General features: G+C 41.0%; 1 pseudogene. It reads left to right on the top strand.

Annotated elements, in window-relative coordinates:
• A pseudogene (locus tag EGI31_RS15250) lies at positions 1-488 on the top strand (immunoglobulin domain-containing protein); the annotation flags it as partial.

The raw sequence follows: 488 nt of genomic DNA on the forward strand, positions 1-488 counted from the left end.
AATCCTACCATAAATGCAGCAACACTTAACCAAAGCGGAATATATTCGGTTACTCTTTCTTTGAATGGTTGTTCAAGCTCTGCCACTACTTCAATAACTGTCAATTCTCTGCCAATTATTACAATAAACTCATCTTTAACTATTTGTGAAGGATCCAGTATAAACCTGACTTCTACAGGAGGCGGAGACTATTCCTGGAGCGGACCAAATGGATTTGTTTCGACCTCTCAAAACCCAATCATTACAAGTTCTACCGATGATAACCAAGGAGTATATACATTAACAGTCACAACCAATGGCTGCACTAGCACAGCAACTACTAGTGTAACTATTACGCCTGTTCCGTCAATAAGTACAAATTCAAACTTAACGGTTTGTGTAGGAAGTCCAATAAACCTTAACGGCAATGGCGGAGGAACTTACGCTTGGACTGGACCCAATACCTTTTCCTCCGCCGCCCAAAATCCAGTAATCTCATCGGCTTCATT

Origin of the sequence: Lacihabitans soyangensis, from assembly GCF_024343775.1 — a bacterium.
GTDB classification, from domain to species: domain Bacteria; phylum Bacteroidota; class Bacteroidia; order Cytophagales; family Spirosomataceae; genus Leadbetterella; species Leadbetterella soyangensis.